Origin of the sequence: Wenjunlia tyrosinilytica (genome assembly GCF_014646055.1) — a bacterium.
GTDB lineage: Bacteria > Actinomycetota > Actinomycetes > Streptomycetales > Streptomycetaceae > Wenjunlia > Wenjunlia tyrosinilytica.
Map to the genome: position 1 here is coordinate 57823 of NZ_BMMS01000027.1, position 23773 is coordinate 81595.

Here is a 23773-nt window from a genome sequence, read left to right on the forward strand (position 1 = left end):
TGCCCCGGGAAGGGAGAGGGAAACGGGGCGCGCGATCAGCTGTCGCGCGCGACCTCCTTCACCGCCTTGCGTGCCGCCACCAGCACGGGGTCCCACACGGGGGAGAACGGCGGGGCGTAACCGAGGTCGAGAGCGGTCATCTGCTCCACCGTCATCCGGTTGGTCAGCGCCACCGCTCCCACGTCCACGCGCTTGCCCGCCCCCTCCTTGCCGACGATCTGCATACCCAGCAGCCGCCCCGTGCGCCGCTCCGCCAAGATCTTGACCGTCATCTTCTCGGAATCCGGGTAGTAGCCGGCCCTGCTGGTCGAATCGATCACCGCCGTCACGAACTGCAACCCGAGCGCCAGGGCGTCCTCCTCCAACAGCCCCGTCCGCGCGATCTCGAGGTCGCAGACCTTGCTCACGGCCGTGCCCACTACACCGGGGAACATCGCGTAGCCGCCGCCGATGTTCGTCCCGATGACCTGGCCGTGCTTGTTGGCGTGCGTGCCGAGCGGGATGTGCTGGGTGCGGCCCGAGACGAGGTTCAGCACCTCGACGCAGTCGCCGCCCGCCCAGATCCCCTCCAGGCCCCGCACCCGCATGGCCAGATCGGTGAGAAGGCCGCCGGACTCGCCCAGCGGCAGCCCCGCCTCCCGCGCGAGAGCGGTGTTCGGCCGCACCCCGAGGCCGAGGACGACGACATCGGCCGCGAACTCCTGCCCGTCGTCGGTGACCACCGCCCGCGCCCGGCCGCCGTCGTCGGTGCGGATCTCGCTCACCGTCGCCCCGGTCACCACGTCGATGCCCATGGCCTCGATGGCCTTGTGCACGAGCGAGCCCATGTCCGGGTCGAGAGTCGACATCGGCTGCTCGCGGCGCTCCAGCAGGGTGACCCGCAAGCCTCGGCGGATCAGCGCTTCGGCCATCTCGACACCGATGTAGCCCGCTCCGACCACGACCGCTTCATGGGCCTGTTCATGGGCTTCGCCGTCCGCCTCCTCCAGCGTGCGCAGGAGTGCTTCGCCGTCGTCGAGGGTCTGCACACCGTGGACGTTGGGCGCGTCGATCCCGGGCAGGTGGGGCCGCAGCGGCTCGGCGCCCGTGGCGATGACGAGGTGGTCGAACTCCGTCCATGACTCGGCCCCGTCGCCGGATCCGAAATCCCGTGAGTCCCAGTCCGGTGAGTCCGAGTCCGGTGAGTTCGAGTCCGGTGAGTCCGAGTCCGGTGAGTCCGAGTCACGTGAGTCCGAGTCACGTGAGTCCGAGTCACGTGAGTCACGTGAGTCACGTGAGCCGGGGTGCTGTGGCCCGAGGTCGCGGGAGCGTACACGCCGACGTTCCAGGTCGATGCGGGTGACCTCGGTCCGCATCCGCAGATCGATGTCGCGCTTGCGGTGCTCCTCGGGGCTGCGCGCCACCAGCCGTTCCGGCCCGTCCACCACATTGCCCACCCAGTACGGGATCCCGCAGGCGGAGTACGAGGTGTAGTTGCCTCGTTCGAACGCGATGATCTCCAGGGCCGCCCGGTCCTTGTACCGACGGGCCTGGGAGGCCGCCGACATGCCCGTGGCGTCGCCCCCGACGACGACCAGTCGCTCCGCCATGGTCCGCTCACTCCCTCTGGATGAAGCTCCGCACAGCCGGGATCATGTATCGATGTATCGCGAGTTCAAGCATGCCCCCTGGCGGGATTTTCAGCGGCTCGCCGTCGTGTCGGCCGCCGCGACGGCGTCGGGGCGAACGCCTGTCGCGACGAGGGCGGCCACGGGGAGTTCCACCGTCGCTCCGTCCCGGTCGTCGCCCACGCCGTTGTCACCCACGCCGTTGTCACCCACGCCCATGTCACCCACGCCGTTGTCACCCACGGCGTACTCGCTCACGCCGTCGTCGCTCACGGCGTACTGGGCGACGAGGCGGTCGTAGGCGGCGCGGATGCGTCGAACGGTCGCCGGGTCCTGCCCCCGCACCAGGGCGGAGGTCAGCACGGTCCCGGCGAGGATGTCGTGCCACCACTGGTCCGGCGCCACCCGGTGGGTCCAGGACACCGGCTCCACCGCGACGTCCTCCAGCCCCGCGTCGCGCAGCAACCGGGCGAAGCCCTCCGCCCCGGCATGGGCCTGGAACGGAGATCCGGCGGGCAGTTCCACGGGCGTGGCGGCCCCGGCCTCGGCGGCAGCGTCGAAGAAGACACTCTGCGCCCGGTTGAGCTCGGCCGAATCCCAGCAGGACAGCACGACCCGCCCACCCGGACGGGTCACCCGGACGAGTTCGGCAACGGCGGCCGGGGGCTCCGGGACATGGTTGATCACGAACGCGCCGACGACCGCGTCGAACTCCCCGTCCACGAACGGCAGATCGGGGAGGGCGGCAAGGCGGACCTCCGCGTGGGGCAGGGCGTTCACGGCGACTTCGACCATGCCGGGGACGGCGTCCGTGGCCACCACCTCGGCCCCTCGGGCGAGCGCGGCGGCGGACAGGCGTCCGGACCCGCAGCCGACCTCGAGTGTCCGCGTGCCCGCGACGACCCCGGCGCGGTCCAGGAGGACCGGGTGGACTCCGGCCGTGAGCCGGGCGAAACCGCTGTCGTAGGTGGCACTGCGGGCGGCCCAGCCTTCACGGTCGAAGCGCTCGAACTTCTCGAGCCGGGTGCGGTTCCAGGTGGGTTCGGTGGTCCCGGCGGTGGTCGCGGTGGCGGTTTCTGCGGTGGTCATGGCGGCCCTTTCTGTCGGGGGCGACGGTAGCGGAGGCGATTCGCGTGGGCGCGGGTGTGGGGCGCGGGGTCCAAGCCCGGGCGTAATGGTATTCATATTCATATGGGGGGGGTGCTCCGGGCCGCGTCGATCCCACCGCCCCGAGCAGGAAGCGCACCCACCCACCCACCCACTCACCCACTCACTCCCGGACGGGAAACCGAGGCGCCGTCCAGGTCCACTGTCAGTGCCGCCTGGCAGGATCGTCAGAGCATGCCCGTGGGCGGCCTACGACGAGAGGGGCCACAGGTGCCGGAGGAGAGTCCGAAGGCGTTTCCCCAGGCGGCGGGGGACGCGTCGACCGACGCGCCCGCGGCCGCCTCGGCACCCGTGTCCCCCGAGCCCCCCGAGTCCTCCGAGCCCCCCGTGTCCCCTGAGTCCCCCGAGCCACCGGAAGTCGCCGGCACGGACCCACTCGGCTCCCCGGAGCTGCCAGGCCCTCCTGACCCACTCGGTTCCCCGGAGCTGCCAGGCCCTCCTGACCCACTCGGTTCCCCGGAGCTGCCAGGCCCTCCTGACCCACTCGGTTCCCCGGAGCTGCCAGGCCCTCCTGACCCACTCGGTTCCCCGGAGCTGCCAGGCCNCCGGCTCCCCGGAGCCTCCCGACTTTCCGGAGCCTCCCGACTGCTCGGACTTCCCCGACTTCCCCGAGGAGTTCGACCGCTCGGGCAGCCGCAGCATCAAATGGGCCGTCGCCGGGACCGAGCAGGATCCCCACCGCATCCCGCTCGGCGTCGCGGATATGGACCTGCCCGGCTTCCCGGCCCTCTTCGCCGCCCTGCGCGAGCGGTCCCTGCATCCCGCCCTCGGCTACACCCTCCCCGGTCCGCGCAGCCGTGAACTGGCGGTGGCGTGGTATCGCGAGCGGTTCGGCGCGCGCATCGACCCGGACTGGCTGGTGCAGCTCCCGTTCGGCCCCCGCAGCGCCATCCGCTTCCTCCTCGACGCCCTCACCGCGGGCGGCGCCCGCCGACCCCCCGGTCCCGTACTCGCCCCCGCCCCCGAGTACGGCGGGTTCGCCCAGGTCACCCGCGCCGCCGGCCTGTTCTACGACGCCATCGCCCTCGAGCGCGGCGGCCCCGACGGCTACCGGCTGCCCGTCGAGGAGTTCGAGGCGCGCGCCGCCCGTCGCGGAGCGACCGCCATCGTGCTCAGCAACCCTCACAACCCCACCGGGCGCGTCTGGCAGGCCGACGACATCCGCCGCCTCGCCGCGGCCGCCGCCGAGCAGGGCGCCGTCCTCATCAGCGACGAGGTCCACAGCGACCTGGTCCACCCGGGAGGCGCGCACCCCGTCGCCGTCCACGCGGTGGGGGAGGAGCTGGCGGCCCGCACGGTCACCGTTCACTCGGTCGGCAAGACGTTCAACGTCAGCGGGCTGGCCGACGCCCTGCTCGTCGTACCTTCGTCCGAGTTGCGCGCCCGCCTGGTCACGGCCGTGGAGAGTTATGGCTTCTTCGAAGGGGCCAGGGTCCTCGGCGCGCTCGCCCAGGACGTCGCCTACGAGCACGGCGGTCCCTGGGTGGACCGGCTCGTCGCCCATCTGCGGGACAACCGCGATCTGGCCGTGGACGCCCTCGGGTCCATTCCCGGCCTGGTCACCTGCGTCCCCCAGGCGTCCTACCTCCTCTGGCTCGACGCTTCAGCCCTCCCCGTGCCGCCCGAAGGGTCCACCCCGGCTGCCGCCCTTCTCGATTCCTGCGGCCTCGCCCTTCAGGACGGGTCGGTTTTCGGCCCCGAGGGAGAGGGCTTCCTACGGCTGAATTTCGCCCTTCCTCGGCCCCGGCTGAGGGAAGCTGTGCTCCGTCTGAGTGGTTGTGCCAGTGGCCGTATGAGACCCGGGGCCGACCGCTCGTAGCCATTTCGAGGAGTGGTCGGCGTCGATTTGGGCACGCAGGATCGAGAAAGCGGCAGGAGCAATCGGGCGGGCGGACGCCCGGGAACCGGGGGAGACTAACAGGACACGCCGCGCCCGCGCAGAGAAACAGCAGGCACGGACCACAACCACGTACAGAGCCCCCAAGCCCCCACCTGCGGGAGATCCCCGCGATGACTGGAGGAACCTGGACATGCGCGATGTACAACCGATGCGCTCAGCGGTGGCGCACCCGGCCTCGCGACCCGCGGCCGGCCCGCCACGCACGCCTCCCGCGGCGGGCGCCCTCACCATCGACGATGCCGAGGCCTATGTCCGAGGCATCTGTTTCAAGACAGGCCCGCCTCGACGTATCGGCGTCGAACTGGAATGGATAGTCCAGGACGTCAACGATCCCGCACTCCCCGTCGACCAGCACCACCTCGCGGAGGCCCTGGCCACACTGACCGTCAACGGCAGTGATGGCAGCGCCACCAGCGGACTCCCCACCGGAGCCGCCATCACCCGCGAACCCGGCGGGCAGGTCGAGCTCAGCTCCCTTCCCGCCGATTCCCTGCCGCAGTGCGTCGAAGGCGTACATGCCGATCTCGCGACCCTCAGGGCCGCACTGCGCACCCGCGGCTACACACTCGTCGGCTTCGGCCACGACCCCTGGCGACCCCCCGTGCGCGTCCTCGACCTCCCTCGCTACGCGGCGATGGAGGAGTTTTTCGACCGCACCGGTTCCGCCGGGCGGAACATGATGGGCGCGTCCGCCTCCGTCCAGGTCTGCCTCGACGCGGGCACCGAGGACAGCGGCCCCACCGGCTACGCCAGACGGTGGAGGCTCGCCCACCTGCTCGGCCCCGTGTTCGTCGCGGCGTTCGCCAACTCCCCGCTGTGGCACGGGCGCCCCAGTGGATGGCGGTCGACCAGACAGGCGGTCTGGTCGAGGATGGACCCGAGTCGCACCCTGGCCCCCCAGGGCGCGGATGGCTTTGCGGGACCCGAGTCGCTCGGGGGAGCGCACCCCTTCGACGGACCCGGGGGAGCCGCGACCGGACCCGTCCCCGGTACCGAACCCGTCTCCCGGGGCCCCGCCGGTACCGAACCCGCCTCCGGCGGCCCCGCCGGTATCGAACCCGTCCCCGGCATCGACCCACGTGAGGCATGGGCGCGCTACGCCCTCGACGCGGCCCTGCTCTGCCTGCGTCGCGAGGACGGACAGCCATGGACGGCTCCCGCCCGCGTCTCGTTCCGCCAGTGGATCGACGGGGGAGCGGGCTGCGCGCCCGAAGTCGACCGCCCTCCCACCGTGGAGGACCTGGCGTACCACCTGACCACGCTGTTCCCACCCGTTCGGCCCCAGGGACACCTGGAGCTGCGCATGATCGACGCCCAGCCGGGCGATGACGGGTGGATCGTTCCGCTGGCCGTGGTCACCGCCCTGTTCGACGACGAGGAGGCCGCCCTCACCGCCGAGACGGTGGCCGGCAGCCTCATAACCCCCGGCGCCCGCGCGCCGCGCAACCCGCTGTGGATACGTGCGGCCCGGGACGGTCTCACCGATCCGCAGTTGCGCCAGGCCGCCGAAGCCTGCTTCACCGCGGCCGCCGCGGCACTGCCGCGACTCGGTGCCACCGACGAGATACGAGCCGCCGTCGCCGACTTCGCGCAGCGGCATGTCGCGCGGGGTCGATGTCCCGCCGACGACCTGCTCGACGCCGTTCGCGGCAGCCGAGCCCGCACCCTGCCCGCACCTGGAAGGGAGACCCCACGGTGCTGACCCCTCAAGCCCCCGCAGGACCCTCGGGACCGTCAGGACCCGCCGGAGCCGCAACCCCTTCCGGAGTCCCCGGAGCCCCCGGAGCCCCCGGAGCCGCAACCCCTTCCGGAGCCCCCGGGGCCGCGCGCCCTTCGGGACCGTCCGGAGCCGACGGACCGACCGCGGCCGGAGACGGCGAACGGCTGCGCGAACGCATAGCCGACGCCCTCACCGCCTCCCGCGCCCGCACCGCGGCTCTCACGGACTGCGTCGAGGAGCCCGACCTCACCGCCCAGCACTCCCCGCTGATGTCGCCCCTGGTCTGGGACCTGGCGCACATCGGCAACCAGGAGGAGCTGTGGCTCCTGCGCAACGTCGCCGGCCGTGACCCCATGCACCCGGAGATCGACCCGCTCTACGACGCGTTCGAGCACCCCCGGGCCACGCGCCCCAGCCTGCCCCTGCTCCCGCCCGCCCAGGCCCGCTCCTACAGCGCCGAGGTCCGCGGACGCGTGCTCGACCTCATCGAGAAGGCACCCCTCGAGGGCAACCGCCTCCTCTCCGACGGCTTCGCCTTCGGCATGATCGCCCAGCATGAGCAGCAGCACGACGAGACCATGCTCATCACGCACCAGCTCCGCAAGGGCCCGGCCGTGCTGACCGCACCGCCGCCCCCCGAGGCGCCGAGCACCCCGTTGCCCAAGGAGATCCTCGTCCCCGCCGGGCAGTTCACCATGGGCACCTCCACCGAGCCCTGGGCGCTGGACAATGAACGCCCCGCGCACGCCGTGGACGTGGCCGCCTTCCACATCGACACGGTGCCGGTCACCAACGCGGCCTACATCGAGTTCATCGACGACGGCGGCTACGACGAGCCCCGATGGTGGACCGAGGAGGGCTGGGCGCACCGCAACCACGCCAAGCTGTCCGCCCCGCTGTTCTGGAAGCGCGAGGCGGGCCAGTGGCTGCGCCGCCGCTTCGGTGTGACCGAGCCCGTCCCCCCGGCCGAGCCCGTCGTGCACGTCAGCTGGTACGAGGCCGACGCCTACGCCCGCTGGGCCGGGCGGCGCCTGCCCACCGAGGCCGAGTGGGAGAAGGCCGCGCGGCACGACCCCGCCACCGGGCGCTCGTTGCGCTACCCGTGGGGCGACGAGGACCCGCAGCCCCACCACGCCAACCTCGCCCAGCGCCACCTCCAGCCCGCCCCCGTCGGCGCGTACCCGGCCGGGGTCTCCCCGCTCGGCGTCCACCAGCTCATCGGCGATGTGTGGGAGTGGACCTCCAGCGGCTTCCACCCCTACCCGGGCTTCTCGGCGTGGCCGTACCGCGAGTACTCCGAGGTGTTCTTCGGCGGCGACTACAAGATGCTGCGCGGCGGTTCGTTCGCCGTGGACCCCGTCGCCTGCCGGGGCACTTTCCGCAACTGGGACCACCCGGTGCGGCGCCAGATCTTCTCCGGCTTCCGTACCGCTCGCGATGACCGTCCCACCTCCGCGGAGAGTGTCTGATGTGCCGCCACCTGGCCTATCTCGGCCCGCCCACATCGCTGCGTGAGCTGCTGATCACCCCCGAGCGGAGCCTGTACCGGCAGTCCTGGGAGCCGCGCCTGCAGAAGTACGGCACGGTCAACGCCGACGGCTTCGGCGCCGGGTGGTACGCCGAGGGCGACCCCGAGCCGGCCCGCTACCGGCGCGCCGTGCCCATCTGGGCGGACCCGTCGTTCGCCGACGTCGCCCGCGTGGTGCGCAGCGGCGCCGTACTCGCCGCCGTCCGGTCGGCCACCGAGGGCACGGAGGCGGGGGAGGCCTCCGCGGCCCCGTACAAGGCCGACCAGTGGCTGTTCAGCCACAACGGAGCCCTGCCGGGCTGGCCGGCGTCCCTCGCGGCCGCCGCGGCCGCCCTGCCTGCGCAGGAGTTGCTGACTCTGGAGTCCCGCTGCGACTCCGCCCTCGTGTGGGCGCTCGTGCTGAATCGTTTGCGCACAGGCGCCCCACCGGGTGAGGCCCTGGCAGACGTCGTCCGCCGGGTCGCCATCGGCCGCCTCAACCTCCTGCTGACCGACGGCGCCGCCATCGCCGCCACCACCTGGGGCGACACCCTCTTCCACCTCCACACCCCCGGCCGATCCGTCGTCGTGGCCTCCGAACCCACCGACGACGACCCGCGCTGGGAACCCGTACCGGACCGCACCGTCCTCGTCGCGACCCCGGACGCCGTCCACCTCACCTCACTGGACCCACCGCCCACATCCGTACCGTCCCCCGTCGTCGCCGAGAGGACCCCCTGCTCGTGAGCACGTTCAACGTCACCCGCCACCTCCCCGCCGACGACTCCGCGGCCGCCCTGCGCCACGACGTCCTCAGCGGACTCACCGACAGCCCCAAGTGGCTGCCTCCCAAGTGGTTCTACGACGCCCGCGGGAGCGAGCTGTTCGAGGAGATCACCCGTCTGCCGGAGTACTACCCGACCCGCGCGGAACGCGAGATCCTGGCCGTCCGCGCCAAGGACATCGCCGCCCTCACCGGCGCCCGCACGCTGGTCGAACTCGGCTCCGGCTCCTCCGAGAAGACCCGCCTGCTGATCGACGCCCTGCGCGCCCACGGCACTCTGCGCCAGTACACCCCCGTGGACGTCAGCGAGAGCGCCCTGCGCCAGGCCGGCGAGGCCCTGCTCGCCGACTACCCGGACCTGACCGTCCACGCCCTGGCCGCCGACTTCAACCAGCCCATCGGCCTGGACGAGGCCGACGCCCCGGTCCTGCTGGCCTTCCTCGGCGGCACCCTGGGCAACCTCCTCCCGCAGGAACGCGCAGCCTTCCTCCCCACCCTGCGCGGCGACCTCCGTCCCGGGGACGCCCTCCTGCTCGGCACCGACCTGGTCAAGGACGAGGCCACCCTGGTCGCGGCCTACGACGACAGCGCGGGCGTGACGGCGGCCTTCAACAAGAACGTCCTCACCGTGATCAACCGCGAACTGGGCGCCGACTTCGACCCCGACGCCTTCGACCACGTCGCGCTGTGGAACGCCGAGCAGGAGTGGATCGAAATGCGCCTGCGCGCCCGCCACACCCACACGGTCAAGATCCGGGCCCTGGACCTGGCCGTCTCCTTCGAGCGGGGCGAGGACCTGCGCACGGAGATCTCCGCGAAGTTCCGCGAGGAAACCATCCGCGCCGAACTCGCCGCGGCGGGCTTCACCCTCTCCCACTGCTGGACCGACCCCGCCCACCGCTTCGCCCTCTCCCTGGCGGTCCCCGCCTGACCTGCGGCGGCGCTCATGGGGTGCTCGCTCGATCACTCTCCGCGCACGAGAGGACAGGTGGAAGCGAGCACCCCACGAAGTGCGATATGGTTCTCATGCCCGGCCAGCCGGAGAAACCACCGGCGAGGACGGGCACCGGGACGTGGCGCAGTTTGGTAGCGCACTTGACTGGGGGTCAAGGGGTCGTGGGTTCAAATCCCGCCGTCCCGACAGAGAACGAGCAGGTCAAAGGCCGCTCTCGCTTAGCGAGGGCGGCCTTTGTCGTACGGGTGTTTGCTCCCATGTGGGAGCGGGCTGGGAGCCCTCGTGCTCCCATGCTCCCCAGGTGTCAATCATGCCCGATTCGTCCATCCCCCGATCCGGTCGACATGGGGCGCGGTACGGGGACGCTGGGCGCAGCCGTCAGCCGTAGCGTGCCAAAGTCACCCCACCGGTATGGATGCACCACCCATCGAGAGGCATAAGAACCCCTTGACGACTCCCGACCCCCTTCCGGAGTGGGAGCACGCCGTCGTGCTCCCCATGCGACGGGGGGAGAGGTCTTCGCCTGGCCCCCTCGGCCAACTGGTGTGCGCAGGTAGCCGCCCTCCTGGCGCCAGCCCCGCCGAACGCGCGCCGCGCCAAGAGGAGGCAAAGCCCCTTGGCGTTCCCCCCGCAGACGGGTCACTCCCAATCCGAGACCGCCATACCCAGCCGTACGGCGCGGTATGGGCCTCTTCGTGGAGGGCCACCGTATGGCAAACTGGACGGGCCGCCGGGCGGGTTGATCGTACGTTCGCTGGGCGCTGCGGTTGCGTATGGTGTCGATCGGTCCGACGATCACCGGTCGAGGTGGTTCGCGATTTCCTGCGTCTCTGAGGCCGACTGCGTGGGTGGCCGGGAATCCGGAAGAAGCAGATGCTGCCCCGTTCGCGAACCAGTGCTATCGGCTCGGTCAAAAGGGGCGGCAAGCCGCAGGTTGGAGTCTTCGGCAGGGTCCACAGAACATGGCTGGTCGTGCCCATGGCGCTGATGTGGTCATTGCGCGAGTCGGTAGTCGCGACCTGGCTGCTTGAAACCGGTGTCCGCGCATGGGGTGGTGAACCCTCCGGTGTGACCGAGAATCGTAGTCGCCGAGGGCGACGATCCGCGCGCCCTGGTCCTTGGTTGGGGGTGGCCCTCAGGAGCGGCCGGAGACTACTCCCGGTGGTTGACTGCCATCCGTTCGACTTTCATCGGTCTCCGGGGCAGCACACGGGTAACGCAGCAATACGGCAGCTGGCTCTCGCCTAGTGGTGGCAAGCCGCCACCACAGGTGCCGGAACCTGCCTCTTCCATGGAGCGCTGCCGCCAGGCTTGTAGCAGGCCAGTGCGGCGATCGAGATCCGGTGCCAATTGGATTGTCCAGCGCGGGCTGACCGGCGTGCTGCCGATCGTCGGCGGCGATGACCAGTCCAAGGCCCTGGCGCCCGACCTGATGGGCCGCCTGGGCTTCGGCACGGTGGACGCCGGAAGACTCGCGGAGTCCTGGCGCTTCGAGCGGGACACGATCGTCTGCCTCGCCTTCTACGCGGCCACGACACTCACTTCACTGGAGATGGCCCGGCTGCGGATTGCTACCCCTCGTAGGGGCGATGAGGACCCGACGTGTACGACATTCCCGCCGAGGACTACCACGCGTTGCTACCCCTCGTAGGGGCGATGAGGACCCCACGGTAAAGCCGCAGGCCGGAGGGCGGTGGGATGGTGGGGAAGTGGCCAGGATTTCAGCAGACCTCCGGTTGTGCGGTTGGACCCGGTGTGGTGCTGAAATTGGGTGTTGAACCGCCGCTTCAGAGGATGTCGGTAGGAGTGGGTTCAGCGGCGCCCCAGGCGTGGCGTACGGGTGCGGTGCCGGGCGGGAAACTGTAGACGGTGACGCTGTCGTAGCTTAGGTCGAGAACGGCTTCGACTGCAGCCCGGAAGCGGCGCAGTTGTGCGGCGCTGAGCTGGCCTTCGAAGACGCTGCGTTGCACGTGGTGTAGGTATTTCCGGCAGGTTCGGAGTATTCGGGGGTTGCGTTCGGCGGCTGTATCGTAGACCACGATGACATGCACTATGGGTTACCACCAGATGCGGAAGGGCTTGTAAGGGGTGCCTTCCAGGCAGCGTCGCGTCAGTGCCAGGGCATCGTGGTAGAGGAGCTCATCGTAGGCGACGGGGCGGCCCAGGGAACGGTGGGTGATGGTGACCGCGAACGCGTCCCGAACCACCTGGACGGCAAGCTTGCGTCCGGCTTCACTGAGCATGGCTTGATTGGTGTCGCGGTCGAAGTGGTGCTCCTTGAGTTGCTTGCGGGCGGCCAGGCGCAGCAGCAGTCGCCCGGCGAGCAGGGGCTTGAACATCTCGGACAAGTCCAGGACGAGGGAGTGTCGCTGGCGCTCCATGCTGCTGTGAAGGAACGCGATGCCGCTGTGCAGTGGGGAAGCTGAACGGAAAATCGACCTTCGGGAGGGCAGGCGGCAGCATCCGGGCCGCGTACGGACCGGATGTCGGTGGGGCGAGTGGTCAGGCCGCTGTCGGGGTGAGGGCGACCTGGTGGCCGAGGGCCTGGAGCTGGCGGACGAGGTCGCGGGTCTTGCGGGCGGGATCGAGATGGCGCCGGTGCCGGTCGGCACCCAGCTCTTGGTAGGAGGCGTCCGGGTCGTTGATCAGGTGCCAGGCGATGACGAGTATCGAGCGGGCGGCAGCCACGAGGGCTTTGGCGTGGCCGCGGCGTTTGACGATGCGGCGATAGCGGGCGCCGAAGAAGGTGTCGGTGCGGGCGGCGGCGTTGGCGGCTTCACCGAGGGCGCCCTTGAGCCAGGGGTTGCCCCGTCCGGCCGGGCCCGCGGTGTTCTTCGCGCCGGACTGGATGGTGCGCGGACATAACTTCGCCCACGAGAGGAGATGTTCGGGGGTGGGAAAGCGGCTCATGTCCGCACCGATCTCGGCGAGGATGATCTGCGCGGTGGTCGGCCCGATACCGGGGACGGCGTCCAGCCGTTCGGCCAGGGCCCGTGCACTCACCGGGGCGGTCGGCCCGTCCCCGGCGCCCGGGCCGTCGTGCGGGGTGGTGATCTCCTTCAGGGTCTGGGCGATGAGCCGGTCGAGTTCGTGGATCTGGCCGGTCAGATGGTCGACGGTGGACAGCAGCACCCCGAGCAGTCGTGCATGGTGGTCCTCGAACTGCCCCGTGAGAGCCTCGGCCAGAGCCGTCTTCTTCCTGACGAGACTGCCCCGGGCGAGCTCGGCAAGGGCACGGGGGTCGCGTTCGCCGGCGACCATGGCGTTCATCATGGCCCGCCCCGACAGGCCGAACAGGTCGGAGACGGCCCCGGACAGCTTGATCTGCGCGTCCTGCAGGGCCTTGTCCACGCGGTGCTTGCGGCGGGTGCGTTCCTGGACGAACACGGTGCGGGTGCGGGTGAAGTCCCGCAGTTGCCGGACCGGCTTGGGCGGGACGAACGAGGCGCGGACCATGCCGCGTTCGGCGAGCTTGGCCAGCCAGACCGCGTCCAGCTTGTCGGTCTTGGGACGGCCGGGGACATTCTTCACGTCCCGCGCGTTCACGAGCCAGCAGTCGAGGCCGCGGGCTTCCAGCAGGTAGAAGAACGGTCGCCAGTACGAGCCTGTCGCTTCCATCACTACCCGCTCAACGCCCTGGCAGATGAGCCGGTCGCCGAGTTCCAGGATCGCGTTGGTGGTCGAGGCAACCGTCCAGACCTGCTGGATCCGCCGGCCTTCGACGGTGTCGTGCGGGAGGCGCAGGCGGACCATCCCGGACGCCTTGGCGATATCGATCGCCGCGACCCTGGCGACCGTTCCGTCGTCGTGGTCTTCTCTCAACTCCTCCATGACGTACTCCCTGTTGCACCGGTGCGGGCGGGGCTGCCCGGGGAGCCTGAGGGGAACTGGAGAAGCTGATCGGCGTGCTCAAGGCGGCAGTGTGCGGCCCCTCGGACGGCTCCCTCACCAGACTCCTATGCGGGCTCACAGCCCAAACATCGATCGGCGTCGGCGGACAGCCCACGTACCGATTTTCACGCCCGCGAGGCGTCATCCGCAGTGAACGGCTGACTCCTATGAAGTCACGGAAGCCCGACCGGCCACGCGCCGGACGGCATCGCCCGGCAGGCCGACGATTCCCCAAGAGGACAACGGAAGCGTCAGTCAGGCGGAGAGTCAGACCTCCGGGCGATGCCATCGCCAATCCTCACTGTCAGGCGTACGGCGGTGAGTGTCCGGGCGTGGGTGATGCCGTTCACGTAGCTGATGAAGGCGTTGCTGGCGTTTTTGGGCGGGCGGCGGCTGCGACCGCCGAGCTGGAGCTACGAGGGCAGCTTGCTGTCCAGGACGTCCCACGCCGATCTGCGGAAAGTGCCCTCGGCACCCATGAGCTCGGCTCTGCCTGGCGTCGGCGACAGCGTTCTGGAGGACGGTGTGGGGGCGGGCGAGGAGCTTGCGGTCCAGGACTCGGCGGACGTTGAAGGCGGCGGCCTGAACTATGTCACGCGCGATGGTGAGCGCGGTCTCGCCGTCCTGGGCCAGGCGGGCCTGGGCCAGGACGGTACTGCCGGAGGTGCTGGTGTCGGAGGTCAGTAGTGAGCCGGCATAGTCGCCGTAGTAGCTCAGGAGGTGGATGCTGACGCGGTGGCGGTTGAGCAGGGAGACGACGGAGGTGTTGATGTCGACCTCGGCGCAGGCGACGATGTCGCGTACGTCGGTGATCGGGATGTGGACGTTCGGAGCAGTGGCCCGTTCGATGACGAGTGACTGGTCCTTGCGGCGGATTCGGCTGGGGCTGGTCAGCCAGTAGGTACGGGTGGCGGTGGGCACTGGGTCACTCCGTCCAGCAGTAGTCGGTGTAGCTGCATCCGCGGCACTGGGGGCGCGGCAGCCGGTCGGGTGAGGTGGATGCTGCGGCCACGGCCAGGACGGCGGCGATGTCGGCCGCGGCCTGTCGCGCCTCATCGTCGGTGTAGGGGTGGCGTTGTGTGCGGCGGGTCGCGGGATAGTGGAGGACAGTGCCTTCGACCGGGATGCCAAGGGTGTGCAGCCGGTGGCAGTAGTGGCGTCCCTGAGCGTGATCGGCCTCGGTCGGGCGGGTGGAGGACTTGACCTCGTGTACCCAGCACTGTCCGTCGAGGAAGTCGATGCGTGCCGCGCCCAGGTCCACCGGGCTGTCGCGGGTCTAGGTGGTGCTGTGGACCGCCTCGCCCAGTTGCACCCGGTGTGTTCAGGTGCTCCGGCCGTAGGCCGTGCAGGTAGAGCCACAACTGCCGGGGACAGTGGAAGAGGTACTTGATGTGGACGCCCCCGACGTCTGCTTCGTTGATCACAGGACCTCTCCGGGCCGGTATGTCTGTCTCGGTTCGCGGCGGATGGCCAGCAGGCCGAAATGAGGGTCGTAGTCGGCGTCGATGATCCGGACCTGGAGCGAGGTGTCGTAGTGGCTTTGTGCTTTGCTCCAGGCCGGCAGCGGGATCAGGTACTGATCGGCGTCCAGACGGCCTGTCGCCCTGTCGGGGCCGTGCTGGAGAGTCTGCTGGTACTGGTCGCGGTCGGTGGCCAGGATGGCTTCGGTGCCGTTGAAGTGCTCGTCGAAGCGCCGGGTGAGGTCGGAGCGGTCGTCAAAGGGCAGGGTGAAGTTCAGGAAGGCGTCCTCGAAGCTCGCGCCGTGGTGGGCGACCTGCTGTTCCCAGTGTTGGCCCCAGGGGCTGCGGTAGATCTCGTCGAGCCATTCGGTGACGGTGGATTCGCTGATGGTCTGTCCGTCGTGGCGGGTGAGGATGTCCCAGGCCAGCTGGGTCGGTTCGGCTTCGTAGACACCGTCGGCCCACAAGGTGCCGCCGCTGCTGCGCCTGGTCACGTATGCGGGCTGGTGGACGGCGACCGGGGCCGGCGGAAGCGCGGCGAGTCGGTTGATGCGGCCGAACCGCTGGATGAGCGGTTCCAGGTCCGCGGCGGAGGTGTGGCAGACGTCGAGGTCGAGGTCAAGGGAGACCTCCAGGGCCTGGGTGCCGACCAGCAGCCCGGGGCGGCGGGGTTTACCGGCGGCGAACCGGTCGACGATGCCGGTCTCGATGGCGGTGCGGTCCATTCTCCGGTACCGCGAGTGGAGCAGGTACGCGGAGTCCTCACCGTGGGCTCGGCCGCAGAACGGCCGCAGGTCCTCGTAGAGGCTGATCGCGTCCCGGACGTTGTTGGCGACCACGAGGACGGACCTGCCGGAGCCGAGGTGGTCGCGGATCTCGGCACGCGAGGGGTCGTCGGTGAGGTGGGAACGGCGGATGTGGAGGCGGTGCCGCACCGGTGCCCATGTTCCAGGGGGTGCTTCCACCAGCGTGACCTGTCCCTCCAGGGCTTGACTGACCAGCTTCTCCAGGGCGCGGGGCATGGTGGCGGACGTCACCGCGACGCGTCCACCGATACGGTGCCAGAACCGCGTCATGGCCAGGATCATGCCGAGGCGGCGGGGGTCGTAGGCGTGCAGTTCGTCCAGGACGAGGACCGAGTTGGCAGTGTCGGTCAGGATGCTGGAGTGCACGGGCCCGGCGAGTGCGCCCCGCAGTAGCTGGTAGGGGGTGCCGATGCGCAGCAGTTCCTTGAAGTTCTTGGTCGCCTCTGCACGGGCACGGGCACGGGCCTTGCCGGCCGCCGCGGCCCGGTTCTGCGTGCCGGTTGCGTCGACCGTGCCGTCGCCGGGGCAGCCGTCGGCGAGGGACCGGGCCAGGTGGTACGAGGCGGCCTTGGAGTGGGCGACGCCGATGCCGTCGGTGGTGCCGAGTGCTTCGTCGAGGCGATCGGTCATGGCGTTGATGCTGGCCAGGTAGGGCAGGAGGTAGAACACTCGGGCGTTGCCCCCCGTGCGCTCCTTCAGGTCCTGGATCTGCCTGAGGGCCCACAGCAGGGCGGCCTCGGTCTTGCCGCTTCCGGTCCACGACCGCAGGAGAAGGTTGCCGGTGGTCTCGGCGGCTTGCTGCTGCTGGGGGCGCAGGACGCTGCCTTTGGTGGCCAGAGCGCTGGTCAGACGGGAGGGATAGTCGGCGGTCAGGGGGTTTGTGGTGGCCAGGGGAGAGTGTGCCGAGGACAGGTGATCGGCCATGGTGACGGCCCCGAGCAGCAGGACGGCGGTTGTTCCGTCTGGATCGTCCGGGGGCAGCGAGGTCTCCCACCGGTCCATCAGCGCGGTGAACAACCGGTGGGCAGCCTCGGCCAGCTCCGCAACCGTGATTGGCCGTCGGGGAGGGTGAAGGAGCAGGTGCAGGCGCCGGGCGGTGGCCCGCAGCCATTTCACCAGGTCGTTCAGGCGGGTCTGGTCGGCGGGGCTGAATTTGGCGGTGAAGTCCTCGGCCTGGTCCTGTCCGTACTGGTTGAACAGGGGTGGTCGGCGCGGCAGTTCCAGGCCGCAGGTGAAGGCGCGATGGTGACCGGCAACGGCGGCGGCCACCCACAGCCGCTCCTGTGGAGGTACCCCGGTCAGGAGCAGGTCCACGAAGCCGAGTGAGAGTACCTCGTGGCGTTCTCCCCACACGATGGCGCGCTGGTTGGTGTTGCCGATCATGCGCTGAAAGCCGTCGGACAGCTTCCCGGTGTCGTGGAGCAGGGCGGCCAGTGTCGCCCAGGTCCAGAACTGGGAGGGCGTGCCGGGGATGTCGCCGATGCGGTCCCGGATGTCTTCAATGCCTCGGCGGTCTTCAGTAAGTGGCTGGTCAGCAGCTCACCGGGTTGGCCGGCAGTGGTGGGGCTCTTGGCCCGCAGAGGGTTCACGGCGGTTGCTCCGGATGTAGCGTCAGGCTGCGGTGGTCAGCTGCGCGGGGTGGACTTCGGGAAGCATGGCTACGGCCTGCCCGTCCGCAGTGGCCAGGCCGCTGTCGACGCGGACATCGGTGCCGGCGGGTGCGTAGCGGTAGCTGTCCCAGCTGAAGCGGTCCCGGTCCACAGCGATGACCGTCGTCAGGCGCATGGCACGTCCGGTAGCACCGGGCAGGCCGTCCGGGACGACGGCGTGGCCCTGTCGGCCCGGTCCCGCCAGCAGCTCGACATCGCGGGCGGTGGCGGCAACCAGGTCCTGGCTGCGGCCCAGCCGCAGGGGCCACACGGGGCGGCGCAGCGCCCGCCGCCACAGGTCGATGTCCTCGGTCAGCCACACGGTCAGTGTGGTGCGCGCCAGGAAATCACGGTCCTTGATGGTGGTGTTGGTGGCGGTCCCGGGCGCTCCCAGGGGATGGTAGGTCTCCAGGTCGGTGCCGGTGCCCGCGGCACGAAAGGCCATGGCGAAACGGGTCCGCGCCGGTACGCGATCCCAGCCCCCCGCCGCCGCGGCGAGCATGCCCGCGACCGTGGAGGGCGGCGGGCAGGGCAGCGTGACCTGTACTCCGGCGTACAACGGGTTGCGAAAGCTCACGATCGCGGCGTTGACGGTCACTTCCAGGGACTGGGGCATGGCGTGTTTCCTTGGGACGGCAGGGAGTCTGGAGAAGGCGCGTGTCCCTCGCAGGGGCGATGAGCGTGCGCGTCGGACGTCAGTTGAGAGGGTCGTCGAACCAGCCGTCGTGCTGGCCCGTCTCGATTTCGTCGGCGAACGTGTTCAGGACGACGCGCGGGTGGTCCAGGATCACCTGCTCGTTCTTGATCAGGGCTGCCAGGTCCGCTCGGGCCCTGTCCCGTTGGCCGCCCAGGAACCCCGGTGCCCAGCCGATCCTCACCGGTCCGTCCAGCTCGTCGGACCACGCCTCGATTTCCTCGGTCAGGATGTCCGTGGCGAAGTACGTCCCTCGTTCCCGTTCGCGCACCACGCGGGTGAACGGGTTGGTGCCGCCCTTGAGCGGAGCAAGGATCAGCAGGCCGGGTGTGCGGTCACCGTAGTGCGCGGACCGCTTGGCCCCGCCCTTGACGACTGCCATGGTGCGCAGCAGCACCGCGACCCGGCGGCGGCGCTCGCCGATGGACAGCCGCACGCACTCCACCGCGCGCAGCGTCACCCGGCTACCGCCGGCCTCGACCACGGCGGCGGCCACCGCCGCGGGCAGGGCGGTCTTGGTGGTCCTGCCCCCGGTCTCGAACGTGCCCACGCGCGGCAGGTCCAGCAGCAGGTCGCCCGCCAGGTCAGCCGTGTACATCTCGTGCTCGTGGATCACCGGGTTGGTACCGGGCTCGAAGTCGCGGCTCATCGTGCCGAAGTCCGTGACCGGCTTGTTCGGTGCGACCGCGACCAGGGTGCCGGAGGCCAGCACCGTGTCCCGCATGAACGTCTTGGGCTCGCTCTTCCTGCCCTTGCCCTCCGTCTCCGCCTTGACGGCGATCATGTAGCCGAAGAGGTCGTCGTCCAGGTACTGGTCGGGGCGGCCATGGGTGTACGCCTGTTGCTTCTTGCCTTCCCCGGAGCGCACCACCGGCGAGGTCTGCTCACCCGCGGGCAGGCTCTCACGCAGCCACCGCCGGGCCGCCTGTGCGGATACGTAGGGGAAGACCTGCTGCCCGATCTTGAACTGCTTCACCATGCCGCGGTTGTCCTCACCGCGCCCGTTGTTCGGAGCACCCGCCTTGACCTGGATGATGCTCTGCCCCACCAGGAACGTCATTCCTCTCCCTCTTCCTCTTCGTCGCTTTCGTCATCCGTGCCCGTGGCACCGGCCACATCTGTGATCTCCTCCAGTTCCTCCCGCGATCCCGCGGGCTCCCAGCCCGCGTTGGCCAGTGCCTCCAGGACGGCGAAGACCAGCAGCCGCCGCCAAGCCCAGGAGCGCTCGTCCTCGAACAGCAGCCGATAGTCCTCCACCGGCAACAGCACCCGCGCCGTTCCCTGCGGCCGGGGGTGCAACAGCCAGTCCACGCCCTTGGAACGGAACCAGCCGTAGAGGTTGCCTCCCTTGGCATTGGCGCGGATGAAGTCCCTGAACGGCCCCGGGCGCGAGTCCTGCCCGAGCAGCGCGGCGAGCCGCCCCGCCAGTTCCCTGATCCGTCCGATGTCCTTGTCTTCCATGGTCAGCACCTCACGGCAGAAGGAGTACACAAGCGGAGCGAGCCGACACGTCCGGCTGGGAACCCGCTTGGTCCGGGAAACCTCGCCCAGCAGGTAGCCGACGGCGAACTCGACCACCTGCGACGGCCGGGTGAACGCCCGCCTGGCCAAGAACGCCTCACCCGGCACCTGCTCGGTGCCCTGCGTCGCCACCAGCAGTCGATATCCTGCACGGCGTTCTTGGCGCCGACTGGTGGATCGCAGCCACTCGGCAACCGGCTGATCAAGCTCCGACTCGGCCAGAAGCTGTTCCTTGTTGGAGTTGGACAGCACGATCAACTCCACACCGCAGGTGATCCGCCGGCCGTAGGCGCGGACCGCGGACAGCACCCACAATTCTCGCGCGTACGGACCGGGCTTGGCGGCCTTGGCCGCTTCCCCCGCGGCGGCCGCACGCAAGGTGCGCTGGACAGCGTCCCGCGTCGCGGCGGCCAGGAAGTCCTCGTCCCAGGTATGGATCACCGCCGCCCTGCCGCCGGCCAGGCTCGCTCCGTATGGGAACGCCCACAGACAGGCCACGCACGGGTAGCACAGCGGTGTGCCTTCGTGGGCAGGTGCGGTGGTGTTGCGGAGCGCGATGCTCGCGCCGAGCGGCATGTCCACCTTCCCGAACCAACCGCAGGCGGCACGGCCGCAGTACGCACACGGCGCCCCGGGCCACTGAGATGCGTCGGGCCGAGACCGCCACTGCTCGATCAAACGGGTGCGCTCGGCGGGGGACTGCTTGGCCCTGGCCGTGGGGTTGATCTTGGAGTTGGGCCAGAGCATGTAGCTGGCCCCGAGCCAGAAGCCACCCGGATCGGCGGCTTTGGCGACCCCGGTCGTGGCCACCAGGTCGCGGGTCATCCGCTCAAGCACACCCTCGAACACCTCACCCGCCAGTTGCCGCGGATGCGGGACGTTGGCGAGAGTGGACAGCGCGAACGCTCCGATCCGCTGGAGCGGACTCGCCGTCAGCACGACTATGTCCACCTCAGGTGCGGCAGGCATGACGTATGCCCCTCCTCGAGCAGCGGCCACGCACAACCGGTGCTGAGCCGCAGGACTGGATACGTTGACGCTCAGGCACTGATCCATCCCATGCCCGTGCTGTTCGCCTGGCCCAGACCCCATGAGTGCAGCGCGGACAGGGTCTGCGGAGCGCCGCTTAGCGCCACCTCGACGCAGGCCCCCGGCTTCTTGCCCCTCGCGCCGCCGGAGCCGGCCACGGCGAAGGACCGTTTGGGACCGACCCAGCTGACGCCCTCCAGTGTCACGTCGGGGTCCACCCCCAGCGTCTCCGCCTTGCGGCGCAGGTTGGCCTGTATGTACGCGTCCCACTCCGGCTCCCCGGGAAGGCACCAGGCCTGCCGCCGGGTGCGCACCCACGATTCGTCCCGGCCGGAGGACTTCATCACCACCGGAGTCGCAGTGCGGAACACCGCCTGGCCGGCTGGGAACGGGGGCGCCTTAACAGCCTCGACCTTGTCGAGGATGAACGCAGTCGCCCCCCAAGCGAGTACGGGAACCGCTGCCAACGCCGCCGCCCAGCCCTCCACGACCTCCAGCAGGGGATTGCCCAGCTCCACAACCCCGGGCCCATCGGCCACGTACACCCCGCGCCGCCTCCTGGCCGCCGGGAACACCGGCGCCCCGTAGCCGAATGGAACCATCCCGTGCGGCCCCCACCCCGCCGCATGCAGGCGGGCCCCGAGAACAGGGACCCCTCGCTCCAGCAGGCCGTAGCACAAAGCCCGCCCAGGGGCCAGCACCTCGTCCCAGCCGAGTTCCCGGGCCCCCGTGTGGAAGGCCACTCGTAACCGCACGCTCCATCCCCCCTCTGCACCTCGGCCCCACCACGGGAGGGCCCGTACTCCCTTGGGCCTGATGTCAGTGGCCGCTGCGAGGCTTCGCATCAGCGGGCACTGTCAGCCCGCGTGGACGCAGACACTAGCCACCGCGGAGGACATGGGCGGAATATCACCAGAAACTCAGACACGACGAGATCGCACGGTGCACAATGTCCGGTGGCTGCCTCACGAGGCGCGCCGATGGCCACCGGCTCGTCTGTGCAGTTCAGGAACAGTGTGGACGGGGTTGCAACTGGCTGAGTTTGTGGTGCTCCAGTCCTGCGAACGCGGCGTTATCGCCCCTGGGAGGGGCCCGTGACACGGGGTAAAGGCGGGCAGTCATGGACCAGCCCCGGGAATACCAGACGTCTCTGGTGCGATGAGGGCCGGCATCCGCGCACGCCACGTCCAGCGCCTGGTCGCGGCGGGCTCAAGGCAACAGCGCAGAGGGGGCTGGGGCCGCCACGGCGGGCTGTGCAGCATCCTGAGGCGCTCGGTTCGCCGTCTTGCGGCCCCCGTCACCCCGCCCACCGTCGCCCCCGGCGGACGCCAAAGGGGCCCCAGCCACCGGGCGGCAGCGTGCCGGTCGGAGCGGGGTGGGTGCGCTCTTGCGGCACCTGGTTGCCGGTGGCGCGGATGGGGCCGAGGATTGCGTCGCGGGCTGCCCGGGCGAGCGCGGACTGCATCCGGGGTGGGATGTTGATCCGGTTCCAGTGGAAGATCACGTGGTAACTGAGGACGTCGCGTAGGCCGCGCTGCAGCATGCCCGCGCGGGCGGCGTTCCCGACGCTGCGTCCTGCCTGGCGGAAGCCGTCGGCCCACGGGGCACAGGCGGCGATCGGGCGGCCGGGGCCGAACAATGGGCCGCCGGAGTCCGTGTCGGCGAGGAGGAGCGGTTTGAGGTCTTCGCTCATCGAGGCCAGGCGTTCGGCGGCGACATCGTCGGGCAGGGGCCGTTCATGGCAGACGCGGTCCCATACCTCACCCTGTTCGTACCACTCGAGTCCGGCTGCGCGCAGCAACGTGGTGAGTAGCAGGACGGAGAGTTCGGGGCGGCCCAGCGCGGCTTCGTCGCCGGAGGCGAGGCCGAGTACGGCGCGGCTGTCGGCGTGGAAGAGTCGGTGGGCGGCGTCCATCGCGGGGCGGCCGCCGAAGGCCACCAGCTCGGGCTCGTAGATGCCGGGCCACCACCGGGTCAGGTGCCGCTCGGCGGCCATCTTGTCGAAGGCGTCGCCGAGGCGGGTCTTGACCCCGACGTCGGACTGGAGGGGCAGGCGGAGCCGCCAGCACGGGTGCTTGCGGATGAACCACCAGCCGGTGAGGAGGCCGTCGGCTTCGGCCTGCTGAAGCAGGGGCAGTAGGTGGCGGGCGGCGGTGGTCTCGGCCATCGTCCAGTCGGCGAACTCCAGATAGATCTGCCACCAGTGGTGGACGGCCGCCTGCTCGGCGAGGGCGCGGAGGCCGGCTTGCAGGAACACCTCGACGGCATCCGCAAGGACGGTCGGCTCCAGTCCGCCTCGGGCAGCCGCCTCAGTGAGCGGGGTCCCGGCCAGGACGCTCAGGACGGTGTTCGCTGCCTGGTCCAGCCGCCTGGGGCCCCCGGCGTGGGCGCGAGTCAGTCGATCAGCAGGCATGAGTCCCATCCCGAGTTCGGCGTAGTTCCGTACGCGGTGGTTATCAGGGCGAGCGCGGTGCCGACGTCGCCTTCGAGGAAGCCGTCCCCGGCACAAGCGCCGGGGCGGGCGTGGCGGGCCAGGGTGGCGGCGAGGTGCGGTAGGTGCGCGGCGATGGCCGGGGTGGCGGCGTCGCGGGCGGCGCGCCAGGCGGTCTGGAACAGGCCCGCCCAGCCGTGGCACAGGCCGGGGTCGGTGATTCGTGCGAGCTGGACGGGGTCGGTCAGGCAGCGGGCGAAGGCGTCCTCGAAGGCGAGTTGCCACGCGGTGTTGCCGGTGGCGAGGGCGGCGAGCTGCCCGGCGCGGGCGATGCCGGGGGTGCCGTAGCACCAACTGGGCCGCGCTGGCCTGGGGTGCTCTTGCGGGAGATGACAGCAGGATCCGGCGCCTGCGAGCTCTCCCCGGTTGGGGTTGCAGTCGTGGTCATTGTCGCCGCCTCGACGATCTACCATACCGAGCCCGCCCCCGTGCTGGATTGTCTGCCGTCCGGCGATGCGCGGGCGCGGCCGGTCCCGTTGCACCGACACGTGCGTGCGGCCAGCCGGGCGGTGCGTGGGCGGGCAGGTGGGGGCGGACGCGCGCGTGGAGAATGCATCGGATTCGGCCCGGCCCGGAGGCTGCGTAGCCCGTG

The 23773-nt window shown here is 70.4% G+C and carries 19 protein-coding genes, 1 tRNA gene and 3 pseudogenes; 7 read left to right on the forward strand and 16 right to left on the reverse strand.

All coding sequences use genetic code 11. From position 1 onward, the window contains the following. Nucleotides 1–35: 35 nt before the first annotated feature. Together IEY86_RS26825 and IEY86_RS26830 are read right to left on the reverse strand one after the other, a co-directional pair. The gene (locus IEY86_RS26825) at nt 36–1589 is read right to left on the reverse strand and encodes an FAD-dependent oxidoreductase (protein ID WP_189134443.1); all 1554 of its coding nucleotides are present in this window, start codon (nt 1587–1589) and stop codon (nt 36–38) included. Between the two features lie 90 nt (nt 1590–1679). Beyond that, the gene (locus tag IEY86_RS26830) at nt 1680–2696 is read right to left on the reverse strand and encodes a class I SAM-dependent methyltransferase (RefSeq protein ID WP_189134444.1); all 1017 of its coding nucleotides are present in this window, start codon (nt 2694–2696) and stop codon (nt 1680–1682) included. Nucleotides 2697–3477: 781 nt separating this feature from the next. Here IEY86_RS26830 and IEY86_RS26835 point away from each other — a divergent pair. From IEY86_RS26835 to IEY86_RS26865, 7 genes are all read left to right on the forward strand, one after another. Beyond that, entirely contained in the window at nt 3478–4593 is a 1116-nt protein-coding gene (locus IEY86_RS26835; protein ID WP_189134445.1) for an aminotransferase class I/II-fold pyridoxal phosphate-dependent enzyme, read from the forward strand. Between the two features lie 211 nt (nt 4594–4804). Next, on the forward strand, nt 4805–6376 hold the full coding sequence (gene egtA / locus IEY86_RS26840) for an ergothioneine biosynthesis glutamate--cysteine ligase EgtA (RefSeq protein WP_189134446.1): 1572 nt from the start codon (nt 4805–4807) through the stop codon (nt 6374–6376). 182 nt (nt 6377–6558) lie between these two features. Then, nucleotides 6559–7863, forward strand: coding sequence for an ergothioneine biosynthesis protein EgtB (gene egtB / locus IEY86_RS26845; protein ID WP_189134483.1), 1305 nt, complete (start codon nt 6559–6561; stop codon nt 7861–7863). Further along, complete coding sequence (gene egtC / locus IEY86_RS26850; protein WP_189134447.1) at nt 7863–8648, forward strand: ergothioneine biosynthesis protein EgtC; 786 nt, start codon at nt 7863–7865, stop codon at nt 8646–8648. Before egtB ends, egtC begins: the two co-directional genes overlap by 1 nt. Then, on the forward strand, nt 8645–9616 hold the full coding sequence (gene egtD, locus IEY86_RS26855; RefSeq protein ID WP_189134448.1) for an L-histidine N(alpha)-methyltransferase: 972 nt from the start codon (nt 8645–8647) through the stop codon (nt 9614–9616). The genes egtC and egtD overlap by 4 nt, the downstream gene beginning before the upstream one ends. Before the next feature lie 136 nt (nt 9617–9752). Then, a tRNA-Pro gene (locus IEY86_RS26860) sits at nt 9753–9826 on the forward strand. Nucleotides 9827–11018: 1192 nt separating this feature from the next. After that, nucleotides 11019–11291: an NAD(P)-binding domain-containing protein gene (locus tag IEY86_RS26865; RefSeq protein WP_189134449.1), complete on the forward strand. Its 273-nt coding sequence runs from the start codon at nt 11019–11021 to the stop codon at nt 11289–11291. Nucleotides 11292–11427: 136 nt separating this feature from the next. Here IEY86_RS26865 and IEY86_RS26870 read toward each other — a convergent pair whose 3' ends face one another. The 14 genes and pseudogenes from IEY86_RS26870 to IEY86_RS26925 all read right to left on the reverse strand — a co-directional run bounded on the left by IEY86_RS26870 (nt 11428) and on the right by IEY86_RS26925 (nt 23594). Continuing rightward, the gene (locus tag IEY86_RS26870; protein WP_229698781.1) at nt 11428–11679 is read right to left on the reverse strand and encodes a CRISPR-associated endonuclease Cas2; all 252 of its coding nucleotides are present in this window, start codon (nt 11677–11679) and stop codon (nt 11428–11430) included. Nucleotides 11680–11697: 18 nt separating this feature from the next. Next, nucleotides 11698–12252, reverse strand: coding sequence for a CRISPR-associated endonuclease Cas1 (gene cas1, locus IEY86_RS37630; protein ID WP_265805618.1), 555 nt, complete (start codon nt 12250–12252; stop codon nt 11698–11700). Beyond that, nucleotides 12143–13471 carry an IS110 family RNA-guided transposase gene (locus IEY86_RS26880; protein ID WP_189134452.1) on the reverse strand — a complete coding sequence of 443 codons (1329 nt, stop codon included), beginning with the start codon at nt 13469–13471 and terminating at the stop codon, nt 12143–12145. Before IEY86_RS26880 ends, cas1 begins: the two co-directional genes overlap by 110 nt. A 311-nt stretch (nt 13472–13782) precedes the next feature. Continuing rightward, nucleotides 13783–13893: pseudogene (locus tag IEY86_RS38215) on the reverse strand (hypothetical protein); the annotation flags it as partial. 139 nt (nt 13894–14032) lie between these two features. Continuing rightward, nucleotides 14033–14452: pseudogene (locus IEY86_RS38220) on the reverse strand (CRISPR-associated endonuclease Cas1); the annotation flags it as partial. 4 nt (nt 14453–14456) lie between these two features. Then, on the reverse strand, nt 14457–14792 hold the full coding sequence (locus tag IEY86_RS26890) for a Dna2/Cas4 domain-containing protein (protein ID WP_229698783.1): 336 nt from the start codon (nt 14790–14792) through the stop codon (nt 14457–14459). 91 nt (nt 14793–14883) lie between these two features. Next, nucleotides 14884–14955, reverse strand: a pseudogene (locus IEY86_RS38225) (CRISPR-associated protein Cas4); the annotation flags it as partial. Continuing rightward, the gene (gene cas3 / locus IEY86_RS26895; protein WP_308425180.1) at nt 14952–17300 is read right to left on the reverse strand and encodes a CRISPR-associated helicase Cas3'; all 2349 of its coding nucleotides are present in this window, start codon (nt 17298–17300) and stop codon (nt 14952–14954) included. The pseudogene IEY86_RS38225 and the gene cas3, both read right to left, overlap by 4 nt. A gap of 108 nt (nt 17301–17408) precedes the next feature. Then, a complete protein-coding gene (gene cas5, locus IEY86_RS26900; RefSeq protein ID WP_189134454.1) occupies nt 17409–18062 on the reverse strand; it encodes a CRISPR-associated protein Cas5 in 654 nt (217 codons plus the stop codon). Between the two features lie 79 nt (nt 18063–18141). Continuing rightward, nucleotides 18142–19200: a type I-B CRISPR-associated protein Cas7/Cst2/DevR gene (gene cas7i, locus IEY86_RS26905; RefSeq protein WP_189134455.1), complete on the reverse strand. Its 1059-nt coding sequence runs from the start codon at nt 19198–19200 to the stop codon at nt 18142–18144. Further along, complete coding sequence (locus IEY86_RS26910; protein ID WP_189134456.1) at nt 19197–20630, reverse strand: hypothetical protein; 1434 nt, start codon at nt 20628–20630, stop codon at nt 19197–19199. The genes cas7i and IEY86_RS26910 overlap by 4 nt, the downstream gene beginning before the upstream one ends. A 71-nt stretch (nt 20631–20701) precedes the next feature. Continuing rightward, nucleotides 20702–21433 (reverse strand): CRISPR-associated endoribonuclease Cas6, encoded by a 732-nt coding sequence (locus tag IEY86_RS26915; RefSeq protein ID WP_229698784.1) that lies wholly within the window; start codon nt 21431–21433, stop codon nt 20702–20704. Nucleotides 21434–21987: 554 nt separating this feature from the next. Further along, nucleotides 21988–23103 (reverse strand): thiopeptide-type bacteriocin biosynthesis protein, encoded by a 1116-nt coding sequence (locus IEY86_RS26920; protein ID WP_189134458.1) that lies wholly within the window; start codon nt 23101–23103, stop codon nt 21988–21990. After that, nucleotides 23085–23594, reverse strand: a complete 510-nt coding sequence (locus IEY86_RS26925) for a lanthionine synthetase LanC family protein (protein ID WP_189134459.1) — start codon at nt 23592–23594, stop codon at nt 23085–23087. Before IEY86_RS26925 ends, IEY86_RS26920 begins: the two co-directional genes overlap by 19 nt. Between the last annotated feature and the right edge of the window lie 179 nt (nt 23595–23773).